Annotated in this window: 11 protein-coding genes and 1 riboswitch; of the genes, 10 read left to right on the top strand and 1 reads right to left on the bottom strand. The window is 45.3% G+C overall.

Features of this window, described 5'->3' with window-relative positions:
• Positions 1–18: 18 nt before the first annotated feature.
• Positions 19–219, bottom strand: coding sequence for a YjzD family protein (locus tag LP667_RS07900; protein ID WP_021731614.1), 201 nt, complete (start codon positions 217–219; stop codon positions 19–21).
• Between the two features lie 406 nt (positions 220–625).
• Here LP667_RS07900 and dnaE point away from each other — a divergent pair, with 406 nt between their 5' ends.
• From dnaE to LP667_RS07845, 10 genes are all read left to right on the top strand, one after another.
• Entirely contained in the window at positions 626–3,976 is a 3,351-nt protein-coding gene (gene dnaE / locus LP667_RS07895; protein WP_021731613.1) for a DNA polymerase III subunit alpha, read from the top strand.
• Positions 3,977–4,089: 113 nt separating this feature from the next.
• Complete coding sequence (gene pfkA, locus LP667_RS07890) at positions 4,090–5,052, top strand: 6-phosphofructokinase (RefSeq protein ID WP_021731612.1); 963 nt, start codon at positions 4,090–4,092, stop codon at positions 5,050–5,052.
• 85 nt (positions 5,053–5,137) lie between these two features.
• Entirely contained in the window at positions 5,138–6,898 is a 1,761-nt protein-coding gene (pyk, locus tag LP667_RS07885; RefSeq protein ID WP_021731611.1) for a pyruvate kinase, read from the top strand.
• A gap of 1,063 nt (positions 6,899–7,961) precedes the next feature.
• The gene (locus tag LP667_RS07875) at positions 7,962–8,420 is read left to right on the top strand and encodes a DUF441 domain-containing protein (RefSeq protein WP_003640601.1); all 459 of its coding nucleotides are present in this window, start codon (positions 7,962–7,964) and stop codon (positions 8,418–8,420) included.
• Positions 8,421–8,470: 50 nt separating this feature from the next.
• Positions 8,471–9,358, top strand: coding sequence for a CvfB family protein (locus LP667_RS07870; RefSeq protein WP_021731609.1), 888 nt, complete (start codon positions 8,471–8,473; stop codon positions 9,356–9,358).
• A gap of 7 nt (positions 9,359–9,365) precedes the next feature.
• Complete coding sequence (gene xerD, locus LP667_RS07865) at positions 9,366–10,256, top strand: site-specific tyrosine recombinase XerD (RefSeq protein ID WP_033609468.1); 891 nt, start codon at positions 9,366–9,368, stop codon at positions 10,254–10,256.
• 39 nt (positions 10,257–10,295) lie between these two features.
• On the top strand, positions 10,296–10,676 hold the full coding sequence (locus tag LP667_RS07860; RefSeq protein ID WP_021731607.1) for a hypothetical protein: 381 nt from the start codon (positions 10,296–10,298) through the stop codon (positions 10,674–10,676).
• A complete protein-coding gene (locus tag LP667_RS07855) occupies positions 10,642–11,409 on the top strand; it encodes a segregation and condensation protein A (RefSeq protein ID WP_080235676.1) in 768 nt (255 codons plus the stop codon). The genes LP667_RS07860 and LP667_RS07855 overlap by 35 nt, the downstream gene beginning before the upstream one ends.
• Positions 11,396–11,995, top strand: coding sequence for an SMC-Scp complex subunit ScpB (gene scpB, locus LP667_RS07850; protein WP_021731605.1), 600 nt, complete (start codon positions 11,396–11,398; stop codon positions 11,993–11,995). Before LP667_RS07855 ends, scpB begins: the two co-directional genes overlap by 14 nt.
• Positions 11,995–12,711, top strand: coding sequence for a pseudouridine synthase (locus LP667_RS07845; protein ID WP_021731604.1), 717 nt, complete (start codon positions 11,995–11,997; stop codon positions 12,709–12,711). Before scpB ends, LP667_RS07845 begins: the two co-directional genes overlap by 1 nt.
• Before the next feature lie 54 nt (positions 12,712–12,765).
• Positions 12,766–12,887, top strand: a riboswitch (FMN riboswitch).
• Positions 12,888–12,981: the final 94 nt, after the last annotated feature.

Here is a 12,981-nt window from a genome sequence, read left to right as displayed (position 1 = left end):
GCCCCTTCTCATTTTAAATTACTTATTATCTGAACCTTTAGCGGGTTGGGAATGATTAGTAATATAAGTGATGCTGTTGACAACGACTAGCGCAAAGACTGCGGCCACGATGCCAATTTCACCGAAATTATAGTCCAGTTGTTCGAGGGCGCCACCAATGTAGCCGATGACTTCACCGAAGAGGACACTCCAAAAAATAATCGTAAGTTGTCTCATCATTTTCCGACACCTCCCAATGAAAATTATTTTAACACACCGGTGGGAAAAAGCAATTGGATAATAACGGGATATTAAGGCTTTAATTAGAAAAATTAGTCCTATTAGGTGGTCACCAGGTTGATCTTTGGTACCGTAGTCGAGTTGAAGACCATCTTGTTAGTGAACATGGTGACTTATGACTGCCGCTTAGAACAACTGTTTGGTATAATGAATAGTAACTACTGCGCGTCATTGGTCAATTGTTCATGAGGTATGCTTGAATGTTTCTCAAATTGCTGATTGGGTTTGTTAGTAATGGCCTGGTTGACAGCTGATTTCTGCTAGCGGATCACTTAATTGACATCATTTTTCGGTTTGAAGCATAACCGATACATCGCGTTTTAATTAATGAAAGGGGGCGGCGATATTGTCGCAGTATGTCCCATTACAGGTATTGAGTACGTTCAGTCTGTTACAAAGTACTAGCACCGTCAATGAGCTAGTCCAGACTGCTAAGCAACATGGTTATTCAGCACTGGCCTTAACGGACGTCGATGTCATGTACGGTATTGTTGATTTTTACAATGCTTGTCGCCAGGCAGAAATTACCCCGGTCTTAGGCATTACATTGAATTTGTTAGGGCGTGACTTAACGGATCAAACGTTCGGTTTAGTGGTCCTTGCTAAAGATCGAACGGGTTATCAAAATTTGATGCGGTTGTCGACGATGAAGCAAACGGCTGCGGCTGAAGGATTGCCGTTAACAGCGGTCTTACCCTATTTGGACCACTTGATGGTATTAACGCCAGCTAAAGACAGTGAATTGACCGCCTTACTGTTACAAGATGGCGCTGACCGGGCTGCTAATTGGGTCGCCACACTCGTACGAGCCGTCGATCCTGATAGCCTTTACTTGGGCGTTTCTTTGGACCAAGCACCCGCACTGCGAACGACGATGACTGACTTTGCCCACCAACATCAATTGTCGGTAATTGCGTTAGATCCAGTCGACTATGTTCAAGCAAAGGATTATTTTGCCGTCTCAGTTTTACGGGCGATCGATCGGGGACAGCAGATCGAACAGCCTGAGACGTTACAAGGTATTGAAGGGAGTCATTACTTACGGCCGGCTAGTATGGTGGCCGCCGATTACGATCAACTCGGATTGAAAGGTGCGCTTGACGCTACGACCGAAGTTGCGGCGCAGTGCCGAGTGGAATTACAATTTCAGCCGCCGCAGTTACCGCAATTTCCAACGCCCGATGAACAGCCGGCCAATGTCTATTTACGGCAGTTATGTGCGGCTGGCTTAAAGCAGCGCTTAGCCGCTATGACGGAGCCCGTTGATCAACAGAGCTATCAAGATCGCTTGAATCGTGAACTAACCGTGATTGATCAGATGGGCTTTGATGATTACTTTCTGATTGTGTGGGATGTGATGAATTTTGCCCACGAGGCTAATATCACGACGGGCCCTGGACGGGGGTCGGCAGCAGGGTCATTAGTCGCTTATGTGCTTAATATTACGGATGTCGATCCGTTACAATATAACTTGTTATTTGAACGTTTTTTGAATGCTAAACGGGCTAATATGCCGGACATTGACTTAGACATTCCTGATAACCGTCGTGAGCAAGTCCTCAATTATGTTCATGATAAGTATGGCCATGACCGCGTCGCTCAAATCATCACGTTTGGGACTTTGGCCGCCAAGCAGGCTTTACGCGATGTTGGTCGGGTCTTTGGGTTATCAACTTATGAGATGAGTGATTGGAGTGCGGCGATTCCCAACCAGTTACACATCACGTTACAGCAGGCTTATCAAGGTTCACAACGTTTGCAAAATCTAGTTGCTGATTCGACTAAAAATAAATTGCTATTTGAAACCGCACAACGCCTGGAGGGCTTGCCGCGACATTACTCGACACATGCGGCGGGGGTCGTGTTAAGTCAAAAGCCGTTGATTCAAATTGTTCCATTACAAGCGGGTAGTGAAACCATGATGATGACCCAGTATACTAAGGACACCGTCGAAGCGGTTGGTTTATTAAAGATGGATTTCTTAGGATTACGGAATCTATCTTTAATGGCCAGTGCGCTACATTACGTTCAGCGCCAAACTGGCAAGCCCTTGGCCATTACTAAGATCAATTTGAATGACCCAGCGACCTTAAAATTATTTCAGGCCGGTGATACAACGGGGGTCTTCCAATTTGAATCGGCTGGTATTCGCAATGTTCTCCGACGACTACATCCGGATAATTTTGAGTTGGTCGCAGCGGTCAATGCACTATACCGGCCAGGACCAATGGAAAACATTGATCATTTTATTGCCCGGAAACAGGGCCAAGAACCTGTCAGCTATCCAGCTGAACAACTCGCGCCAATTTTAGGACCAACGTACGGTATTTTGGTCTATCAAGAACAAGTCATGCAAGTTGCGGCGGTCATGGGTGGGTTTACACTGGGCGAGGCCGACTTATTGCGGCGTGCTATGAGTAAAAAGAAACATGCGGTGATTGATAAAATGCGGCAGCAATTTATTGCCGGTGCACAACAAAATGGTTATTCTGAAACTGTTGCGACCCAGGTCTATCAATATATTGAGCAATTTGCTAATTATGGTTTCAACCGTTCCCACGCGATTGCTTATAGTAAGATGGCCTTTGAATTGGCCTACTTGAAGGTCCATTATTCGGGAGCGTTCTTTACTTCGTTGATGAACTCGGTATTAGGCAACGGAACTAAGTTAAAGCAATATTTAGCGGAAGCTCGACAGCATCAGGTAGCCATCATCCCACCAGATATTAATCGTAGTGGGCAATATTTTGATTGGAATGGTCAAGCCATCGTGTTCGGGTTGAGTTCAATCAAAGGCTTGCGACGTGATTTTATTGCTAGTGTGCTCGATGAACGCCAGGCCAACGGTTCGTTTAAAAATCTTCAGCAGTTTATGCAACGCATCGATGCCAAGTGGCTCAAAGTCGATTTAATGAACGCGCTGATTTATGCCGGCGCGTTCGATCACTTTGGCCTGAACCGCGCGGAGTTACTGACTAGCGTGCCAGAGCTGATGTCCAGTGCGGAGTTAGCCGGGGACAGTATGACGTTGTTCGAATCACTGGCACCTAAAATCAAAAAACAACCTGAACTCCCGTTAAGTGAGCGATTAGCTAAAGAAGCGGAATATCTTGGTGTGTATGTCTCGGGGCACCCAGTAGAGGCGTATGATTGGCTGGCTCAACAACGACATACGCAATTAGTCAGCACGCTCACGAGTGAACAACCGGCCCAAATATTGGTCTATATTACAAAAGTCCGAACGATTCGGACTAAGCGTGGTCAACCGATGGCGTTTGCAACTGGAAGTGATTTGTCTGGTGAAATCGACTTAACGATTTTTCCCAACACTTACCAACGGATTCAGGCGGAATTGAAACCGGAAGCGATTGTGTTGATTAGTGGCAAGGTCGAGCAACAGCGGGACTTACAAGTGATTGTAAACACTTGGCAGCTGGCAGAACAATTGCCGAAGCCAACCGGCCAACTCTTTTTACGCTTACAACCTGACCAAGCAACGGCGACTGTGCAAAAGGAAATTTTAAGGATTTTAAGTCAGTATCAGGGCCCCAATCCAGTTTTAATCTACTCGGCCGCGGCGCATCGAACAGTTGAACTAAATTCACAGTATTGGGTCGCGGAAAATCCCGATTTAGTTGGAGCGCTTACAACCTTATTAGGTCGCGATAATGTCGTGATGAAGAACGCTATCCCTTGATACGACGGCGTTTTTTACCGCATTTAATTTTAGAAAATAACAGACAATCCACGGGAAAAGTGTTAGAATCACTTATGGAGTTACGAACTCAATTTATTGCCTGAGGTGAAAAAATGAAACGCATTGGTATTTTAACCAGTGGCGGCGACGCTCCTGGTATGAATGCGGCCGTTCGTGCAGTTGCTGGTAAAGCAATGGCTGAAGGGTTGGAAGCATACGGCATCAATTACGGCTTTGCTGGATTAGTTGCCGGTGACATTCACAAAATAGAAGCAGCCGACTTAGATGGTGTGATTCAGCGTGGTGGAACTTTATTGTACTCCGCACGTTACCCAGAATTCGCGCATGAAGAAGGTCAATTAAAAGGGATCGAACAATTAAAGCGGTTCGGCATCGATGCTTTGGTTGTTATCGGTGGCGATGGTTCTTATCATGGTGCGTTACGCCTAACAGAACATGGCTATAATACGATTGGTCTTCCAGGGACGATCGATAATGATATTCCTTACACGGACTTCACGATTGGTTTTGACACTGCTGTTAATACGAACGTGCAAGCTCTTGACCGGATTTACGATACGGCGCACAGTCATGACCGGACTTTCGTTGTGGAAGTTATGGGTCGTGGCGCTGGTGACGTTGCTTTATGGTCTGGTGTTTCAATCGGTGCGACTGCGATCGTGGTTCCCGAAGTTGACTGGAGCATGGAAGAAATTGCCAACAAAATCAAGCATAACCGGGCCAATGGTCATCGGAGCAACTTGATTGTGCTAGCCGAAGGTGTCATGGGCGCTCAAGAATTTGTTGAAAAGTTATCTGAATATGGTGACTTTGATGCCCGTGGTAACACCATTGCGCATATGCAACGTGGTGGGAATCCAACTGCTAAAGACCGGGTGATGGCCAGCAAGATGGGGGCCTACGCTGTGGAACTCTTACTTGCGGGTAAGGGTGGTTTAGCGGTTGGGATTCAAAACAACCAACTGGTTAACCACAACATGCTAGATTTATTTGATTCTAAGCATGAGGTTGAAGTATCACTCGACAAACTGAATGATGAGATTTCATTCAAGTAAGCGTGATACGTTTGTTCTTATTTTAATCTGATAAAAATGACGTTAATGTCTTTTTATAAAAACTTTCAAGGGAGAGATTTTTCTTATGAAGAAAACCAAGATTGTTTCAACACTTGGTCCTGCCAGCACCGATACTGACACTATTGTTAAATTAATCGAAGCCGGCGCAAATATTTTCCGCTTTAACTTTTCACATGGTGATCATGAAGAACATTTAGATCGCTTAAACAAAGTTCATGAAGCAGAAAAGATTACGGGTAAGACCGTTGGTATCATGCTTGATACTAAGGGTGCTGAAATTCGGACGACCGTTCAAGCTAACGGGAAATCTGAATACAAGATCGGTGACAAGGTTCGTATTACCATGGACGAATCATTAGATACGACCCATGATAAGATTGCCGTTACTTACAAGAATCTCTTTGATGACGTTCATGTAGGTGGCCATGTCCTCTTTGATGATGGTTTATTAGACATGAAGATCGACGAAAAAGACGAAGCTAACCGCGAATTGGTTACGACTGTTCAAAACGCCGGTGTTTTAGGCTCACGTAAGGGTGTTAACGCTCCTGGCGTTTCAATCAACTTACCTGGGATCACTGAAAAAGACTCAAGCGATATTCGCTTTGGTTTGGATCATGAAATCAACTACATCGCTGCTTCATTCGTTCGTAAGCCACAAGATGTCTTAGACATTCGTGAATTACTTGAAGAAAAGCACATGGAACACGTTCAAATCTTCCCTAAGATCGAATCACAAGAAGGTATCGACAACGCCGATGAAATTCTTAAGGTTTGTGACGGGTTGATGGTTGCTCGTGGTGACATGGGTGTTGAAATTCCTGCTGAAAATGTGCCATTGGTACAAAAGAGTTTAATCAAGAAGTGTAATGCTTTAGGCATGCCTGTTATCACGGCTACCCAAATGTTAGACTCAATGCAAGAAAACCCACGTCCTACTCGTGCCGAAGCTTCTGACGTTGCCAATGCCGTCTTTGATGGTACTGACGCAACGATGCTTTCTGGTGAAAGTGCTAATGGTCTTTACCCTGTTGAATCAGTTGCCATGATGGCTAAGATCGACGAAAAGGCTGAAAACACTTTGGCTGAAAACGGAACATTACAATTAAACCGTTTCGACAAGACAAGTGTTACTGAAACAATCGGGATTGCGATTGCTCGGGCTGCTAAGAACTTGAACATTAAGACGATCGTTGCTGCGACTGAATCTGGCTACACGGCTAAGATGATTTCGAAGTACCGTCCAAATGCTGATATCTTAGCAATCACTTTTGACGAACGGACACAACGTGGCTTAATGGTTAACTGGGGTGTTCAACCAATCGTGGCTGAAAAACCAGAAACCACTGATGACATGTTTGATTTAGCTGCTTCTAAGGCTGTTGAACTTGGTTTTGCCAAGGAAGGCGACTTAATCTTGATCACTGCCGGTGTGCCAGTTGGCGAACGCGGTACAACTAACATCATGAAGATCCAACTAATTGGGTCAAAGTTAGCTGATGGTCAAGGTGTCGGTGATGAAACGGTTATCGGTAAAGCCGTAATCGCAACATCTGCTCAAGAAGCTATCGACAAGGCCGTTGAAGGTGGCGTCTTAGTTACTAAGACGACTGACAAAGACTACTTACCAGCAATCGAAAAGTCAAGTGCTTTAGTTGTTGAAAACGGTGGTTTAACTTCACACGCTGCTGTTGTTGGTATCTCAATGGGAATTCCTGTTATCGTTGGTGTTAAGGATGCAACTAGTGTTATTTCTGATGGTCAATTGATCACAGTTGATTCACGTCGTGGCCTTGTATACCGCGGTGCTTCAAACGCCCTTTAAGATCAAATCTAATTTGATGTTAAAAAGTCGCCGCTTTGCGGCGGCTTTTTATATTACATAAATTGCCTTACTCCAGCCAAATTAGCATGAAACATGCTTGAAAAGTGCCAAATCGTTTGAATGCCTGTTCGTCAGCGAAGGACGTCCTAATCCGACTGCCGAGGCTGGGTGCCAATTGCTGGAACGCAGCCGACGTCGATTTGAGCTAACGCCCAACCCGCGTCATCTCAAATACGAGTCTTATTCTAAGCCGGAAGCAACGCACTTCCGCCTAAGAATAATTTGGCTACTGAGCATTGTCATCCAGCCCATCCAGTCTCAAGAGTGTTCAGGGCCGCGGGTTGAAGTCGAGCATTGATTCGGTGGCGTAGCAAGCACAGGCTTCAGCGGCCCTGAACACGTTTCGGTAAGCCGCTCGAATGGCGGATGAACGGCCACCGAACTTAGCGCAATTTATCGTTGACTATTTTGATACTTGAGCTTTAAACAAAGCATTAGGTGCATTAGCACTTTGTCGGGAGATTAAATCTTACTACGCTGATTCAGAATTAGTGAGTTCTCTCAATATCACTTTCAGTCTGACAATTGATTGATAAAGTTACCATTTATGAAAAACAACGATGAATCCAGCAAAAGTTGGGTATATCCCTGTCAGCCATTCGAATACTGTCCCGACTGGAAGGCGTTTCGGCCAATGCTCAGCGGTGAAATTCCACTTAGCAAGCGTCCTTTGCTTGGTTAGTGGAAGACCAGTATTTAAGACGTGGTCTTCGGCTTAAATCTGTGTCCACCGCGTTCCAGCAATTGGCAGGAATGCCTGGAAGTCGGCGTAGGACGCACTAACTAAGCAAGTTTACGCTACCTCGAACTGTTTCCAGCGGGCTTAAGCTGGTAACATTTGCCGTTGACGATTTGGCACTTTTCAAGCATGATTCCTTCCAAGATTAAAGAACAGGAATCGGTGATTAGTCAGGGGGGGATTGTGAAATTGATGAGTAACGGGCGAACACCCCTCGTAATTCGGGCCGTTTTCAGTTACAATTGATAACACGTGAGGTGTCGTATGGAAAGTTGGTTATTTTTATTAGCAATTTTAGTAGTGGCATGGTTGGGGAAAAATCAGTCCTTGCAAATTGCGACCGTTGTCGTGCTACTCATTAAGTTGATTCCTAATACAAGTAAATTATTGACGACGATTGGTCAAAAGGGAATCAATTGGGGCGTAACGGTAATCACCGTGGCGATTTTGATTCCGATTGCAACTGGTCAAATTGGGTTTCGCGACCTGTGGCATGCGTTTAAATCACCAGTTGGCTGGATTGCAGTCGCATGTGGGGTCCTTGTCTCAGTGCTCTCTTTTCATGGTGTCGGACTGTTGTCAGCGACACCGGAAATTACCGTAGCATTAGTATTTGGCACTATCATGGGTGTCGTTTTGCTCAAAGGGATTGCTGCGGGACCGATTATTGCGGCCGGCATTACTTATTGCATTATTCAAGTCTTACATTTAAGTTTACAGTAATTAAGAACACGTGCGTCATTTTTTAGATGGACGTTCAGAGGAGTTATCACATGGATAGTATTATTGGAACGGTGGTTACAGCGAAGGTAACCGATGAAAATGATGAAGCATACTTCGTACAAGTAGACGGTCAAACGTTATGGGTCGATAAAATGGAACCAGAGCAGCCATTACACATTGGTGGACTATATGAAGGCTTTGTCTACGAGAATGAAGATCACCATTTACAAATGACACGCTTGGTTCCAGAGATTTCGTTCGATCACTTTGTGTGGGGCACAGTTGTCCGGACGCGTCATGATCTCGGTGTCTTTGTCGATGTTGGGCTACCAAACAAAGACTTGGTGGTGTCACTGGACGAGTTGCCGACCATTAGTCGGTTATGGCCAAAGAAAGATGATCGCTTATACGTTAAATTAGCCCGAGATAATAAACAACGCTTATGGGCTACTTTAGCGGAGTTGACAGATTTTGAAGCTATTGCCAAGCCGTATGATCGAGAACAAGTCAAAAACACTGATACGATGGCCACTGTTTTTCGACTGAAGATGGCGGGAACTTCGGTGATTACTGATGATAATCATCTAGGCTTCGTTCATCCATCAGAGCGTGAACAGGAACCGCGCATGGGGCAACACGTCAAAGCGCGGGTGATTGGTCATTTGCGGGATGGCGAACTGAATTTATCGTTGAAACCGCGGGGCTATGAAGAAATTGGTGACGATGCCCAGATGTTACTAGCAGCCTTGCAACACCAAGCCGACCACGCACTGCCCTTTTGGGACAAGAGCGATCCCGATGATATTCGTAATTATTTCGGTATCAGCAAGTCACAATTTAAGCGTGCCGTGGGTAACTTGTTGAAGCAACGCTTGATTAGCCAACAACCAGGTGAAATCAAGCTCGTCAAGATTGCTGATGAGCAAGCCGACGATTGATCAAAAAATGCAGGACCAGCTTGCTGATTACCTGCATTTTTTGCGTGTTGAACGGGGACTGGTCGAGAATACGATCAAGAGTTACGCTCAGGATCTAACCACGTTCAGCGAGTACTTAATGAGTCAGCAGATCACGGACTATCGTGTGGTTGATCGGTACGTCCTCTTGAATTATTTGCAGTATTTAGATGAAGCGGGCAAGTCGCGCAATACGATTATTCATAGTGTTTCAAGTCTACGCAAATTTTTTCAATATTTAGCGCAGATGCACGCCATCGATACGGATCCCATGTTAAAGATCGATACGCCTAAGCGGGCCCAACATTTGCCGCAAGTACTATCACCACGGGAAGTCGAACGCTTACTGGCTGTTCCTAAGCTGAATACACCGTTGGGATTGCGCGACCGGACTTTATTGGAGGTCATGTATGCGACGGGGCTACGGGTCAGCGAAACAATCAATTTAACTATGGATGACTTGCACTTGGACTTGGGACTGATTCAAACGATTGGGAAGGGCGATAAGGAACGGATTATTCCCATTGGGGATGTGGCGATTGATTTTATTACTCGGTATTTGAAGACGGCGCGGCCTAAGCTTGTGTCGGCCAAACGTCGGAATACGTACTTATTCATTAACAATCATGGTGGTAAGCTAAGCCGACAGGGCGTCTGGAAAAATCTGAAGGCGGAAGTTAAAGCAGCCGGAATTGAAAAAAATGTTACGCCACATACGTTACGACATTCGTTTGCTACGCATATTTTGGAAAATGGTGCGGATTTGCGAGTTGTCCAAGAATTATTGGGACACGCCGATATTTCAACGACCCAAATTTATACGCATATTTCAAAAAAACGCTTAGCTGAGGTTTATAATAAGTACCATCCACGGGCCTAGTGGCGTGCAAAGTCAAGCAGAGGCAAGGGAGGCGATACTGTGCTCGTTAAATATCGTAAGGATTATGAGAAAGTGGCGATGGGGCTACTATCATTTATCCCTGATTTTAAAGATTTAGCGCATTTACAAACTGAGATGACGTGGTACCAGTCAACTGATGACCATCAGTTATTGTTATGGCGTCAAGGTGACGGTGACTTTTGCGGTATTATTGGCATTGAAGTTGGCAGCGACTTTATCTTGCTACATCATGACTCATTATCACCTGAGGAACGAACGGCGGCCAATCAATATCAAATGTTAGATGAGCTCGCTGCGTTGTATCCGAACCAACGGGTCATGGGAACTTTAGAAATGGCGCCAATCATTGGTGCGTGGGAGCGTAATCGTGACAAACAATCAACAACCAATCACCATTAAAATTTCAGAATTTGAGGGACCTTTGGATTTGTTACTGCACCTTATTCGACAAAATAAGATGGATATTTATGATATTCCAATCGCGGCGATTACCCAACAGTATTTGGACTACTTGCATTCCATGCGAGCGTTGAAATTGGACATTGCTGGCGACTATTTGGTCATGGCGGCGACTTTGATGACGATCAAAAGTCGTTTCTTGTTACCACAGCCCGAACCAGATGATGTTGATGACGGCAATGACGAAGAGGATCCCCGTGATTCACTTGTTGCTGAATTATTAGCCTATAAAGTTTATCAAGAAGCTGCTGGCGAGTTACGGACTAAGGAACAGGCCCGGCACCAACATTTTACGCGCGAAGCGATGCTCGTGCCGGCCGATTTAAGTGCGCCCAAGCTTACCGCGGGGATCACGTTGGATGACTTGCAAGCGGCGTTTCGGCAACTGGTGGCTAAACGGCGACGGGTACGGACATTAACGAAAACGGTCGTAGCGGAAACGATTAACATTGATGAACGAATGACGCAAATTACCACACAGCTGCAGCAGCAACCACAGGGCTTAGACTTTGCTGAGCTGTTTACGGTCAGTGCTAGCGATGAAATGTTAGTGACAACCTTTATGGCTGTGTTAGAATTAACCAAGCAGGATCAGTTGGCCTTGCAACAAGCTGCGCCGCTGAGTCCGATTCATTTATATTTACGACAGGATGAACAGCATGACGAACATTGAACAAATTGAAGGATTATTATTTGTGGCGGGTGATGAAGGCATCACAGTTGCTGAGATTGAGCACGCCACGGGATTTGCCAAACCGGCGATTACGACGATGCTGACACAACTGGCTACGAAGTATCAGCAAGACGCAGACAGTGCGTTAATGATCTTATCGACGGCGAATACTTACCGATTAGCGACCAAGTCTGAGGTGGCCTCAGTATTAAAACGGTACTTTGAGGCTCCCTTAACGACCAGTCTGTCACAAGCTTCGTTGGAAGTGTTAGCCATTATTGCGTATCGGCAGCCATTGACGCGAATTGAGATTGATGAGATTCGCGGTGTGCATAGTGGCTCAACGATTCAAAAACTCGTTTTGCGGCAGTTGGTGACTGAGACGGGGCGCTTGAATGAACCGGGACGACCAATCCTATATGGCACAACGGAGCTATTTTTGGATTACTTTGGGCTAAAATCTTTGGATGATTTACCAACGATTGATTTGGCCGCGTTAAGTGACGCTGAACATCCGGCGCCGGAGACGGACCTCTTTTTAAATGCATTTCAAGATAAATTACAAGCAGAACGTGAGGATAAATAATGGCAGAACGATTACAAAAAGTGATGGCGGAAGCAGGAATTGCTTCGCGGCGTAAGTCAGAAGTGTTGATTACGTCTGGCCATGTTAAGGTTAATGGGACGACTGTCACCACGCTTGGTGTCAAAGTTGAACCTAGTGACCGTGTCGAAGTAGATGGCGTGCCGTTGAATGCGGAAAAACTCGTGTATTATTTATTTTATAAGCCACGGGGGGTCGTGACGACGGTTCATGATGAAAAAGGCCGTAAGACGGTGCTGGACTTTTTTGAAGATGTGTCTGAACGAATCTACCCAGTGGGGCGGTTAGACTATGATACATCAGGTTTATTGATCATGACTAATGACGGCGCCTTAGCAAATCGGTTAACTCATCCAAAGTACGAAGTCAAGAAGACTTATTTGGCTAAAGTCGAAGGGGTGCCAACGAATGCTGATCTCAAGCAATTACGCTTAGGGGTTGAAATCGATGGCCGTAAAACGGCACCGGCCAAGTCGAATCTGTTAGATAGTGATCATAAGAAAAATAATGCGCTAGTCCAATTAACAATTCACGAAGGCCATAACCACCAAGTAAAGAAAATGTTAGCGGCGGTTGGTCATCCAGTGACTAAGTTAAAGCGTGAACGTTATGGGGTCCTCGACTTGCAGAGTTTACAACCTGGGGAGTACCGAAAATTGAAGCCAATTGAAATTAGTAAGTTAAAAGGTGAACGATAGCGCTTGCATTTTTGGACGAAAGCCGTTAAAATGAATTTGTAAAAATAAATATTGGTTCATCTTCAGGGCAGGGTGTAATTCCCGACCGGCGGTAATAACCCGCGACCTATGCGGCTGCATAGTGATTTGGTGTAATTCCAAAGTCGACAGTAAAGTCTGGTATAAAGAAGATCGAGCTTATTTGCCAAGCGTTGCAAGTAAGTCCGCCCGGATGACAGTTAGTGTGATTGGGTGGACTTTTTTTGTTTGAACAACTGGTAATGCGGTTCA

Origin of the sequence: Lactiplantibacillus paraplantarum (assembly GCF_003641145.1) — a bacterium.
Classification (GTDB): Bacteria; Bacillota; Bacilli; order Lactobacillales; family Lactobacillaceae; genus Lactiplantibacillus; species Lactiplantibacillus paraplantarum.
Note: the sequence above shows the minus strand (reverse complement) of the source record. Positions and strands in the feature narration are given on the sequence as shown.